This window comes from Micromonospora globispora (assembly GCF_003857015.1).
Taxonomy (GTDB): Bacteria; Actinomycetota; Actinomycetes; order Mycobacteriales; family Micromonosporaceae; genus Micromonospora; species Micromonospora globispora.
Genome location: NZ_QGGF01000698.1, coordinates 1 through 1575, shown reverse-complemented (window position 1 = coordinate 1575; position 1575 = coordinate 1). Strand labels below are relative to the sequence as shown.

1 protein-coding gene and 1 pseudogene are annotated in these 1575 nt (G+C 72.6%); both read right to left on the bottom strand.

Annotated elements, in window-relative coordinates; genetic code table 11:
• Positions 1–72 precede the first annotated feature (72 nt).
• Entirely contained in the window at positions 73–1479 is a 1407-nt protein-coding gene (gene der / locus DKL51_RS32545; protein ID WP_109947976.1) for a ribosome biogenesis GTPase Der, read from the bottom strand.
• Positions 1476–1575: pseudogene (locus DKL51_RS32540) on the bottom strand ((d)CMP kinase); the annotation flags it as partial. The gene der and the pseudogene DKL51_RS32540, both read right to left, overlap by 4 nt.

Here is a 1575-nt window from a genome sequence, read left to right as displayed (position 1 = left end):
GTCCTAGGAGGGTGGTGGGGACAGCCTTACGCCGGGCGGTGCGGGACCGCCCGGCGTACTGGAAGGAGATCGTCAGCCATGGGCCTTGCCGCGGCCACCGGGGCCGAGCTTCTTGCGCGGGCGTACCGAGATCTCGATCGGGCTGCCCTCGAAGCCGAACTCCTCGCGGAGCTTGCGCTCGACGAAGCGCTGGTAGCCGGCGTCCAGCGGACCGGTGGTGAAGAGCACGAACCGCGGCGGCGCCACCCCGGCCTGGGTGGCGAAGAGGATGCGCGGCGCCCGGCCACCGCGCACCGGGTGCGGGGTGGCCTGGACCAGGGCGGTCAGCCACTGGTTGAGCTGCGCGGTCGGGATCCGGGTCTCCCAGCTCGCCAGGGCCTTGTGCAGCGCCGGGGCGAGCTTGTCCACCGCCCGGCCGGTCTTCGCCGACAGGTTGAGTCGGATCGCCCAGGGAATCCGGCGCAGCTCCCGCTCGATCTCCTTGTCCAGGTAGTACCGGCGGTCGCCGTCGACCAGGTCCCACTTGTTGAAGGCGATCACCAGGGCCCGACCGGCCTCGGTGACCATGGTGAGGATCCGCTGGTCCTGCTCGCTGATGACCTCGCTGGCGTCGAGCAGCACCACCGCGACCTCGGCGGCCTCGATCGCGGCGGCGGTCCGCAGGCTGGCGTAGTACTCGGTGCCGCTGGCCTTGCCGACCCGCTTGCGCAGGCCGGCGGTGTCCACCAGCTGCCAGGTCTCCCCGCCGATCTCCACCAGGCTGTCCACCGGGTCGACGGTGGTGCCGGCGATGGAGTCGACCACCGCCCGCTCCTCACCGGAGAAGCGGTTCAGCAGGCTGGACTTGCCCACGTTGGGACGGCCGACCAGGGCCACCCGGCGCGGGCCGCGCGGCCGGTTCTCGACGATCTTCGGCGCCTCGGGCAGCGCGTCCATGATGGCGTCGAGCAGCTCACCGGAACCCCGGCCGTGCAGCGCGGAGACCGGGTACGGCTCGCCGAGGCCGAGCGACCAGAGCGAGGTGGCCTCCATCTCGATGGAGGCGTTGTCGGCCTTGTTCGCGACCAGGATGACCGGCTTGGCGCTGCGGCGCAGCATCTTCACCGCAGCCTCGTCCACGTCGGTCGAGCCGACCACGGCGTCGACCACGAAGAGCACCACGTCGGCGGTGGCGACGGCCGCCTCCGCCTGCGCGGCGATGGCGGCGGCCCGGTCCTTGGCGTCCGGCTCCCAGCCGCCGGTGTCCACGACGGTGAACGCCCGGCCGGACCACTGCGCGTCGTACGGGACGCGGTCCCGGGTCACCCCGGGGATGTCCTCGACGACCGCCTGACGGCGCCCGATGATCCGGTTGACCAGGGTTGACTTGCCGACGTTGGGGCGGCCGACCACGGCCACCACGGGCTGCGGGCCGGACTGCTCCTCGACGTCGACGTCCGGCTCCCGCAGCTCCACCCAGCCCGCGCTGTCCTCGATCATGCGACCCCCCGCTCGGTGAGCAGCTCGCGCAGCCGGGCGACGACCTCGTCGATGCCCAGCTCGGTGGTGTCCAGCACGACGGCGTCGGGGGCCTGC

Coding starts and splice junctions, on each gene's coding strand:
- der (WP_109947976.1), bottom strand. CDS start 1,479: ATGATCGAGGACAGCGCGGGCTGGGTGGAGCTGCGGGAGCCGGACGTC.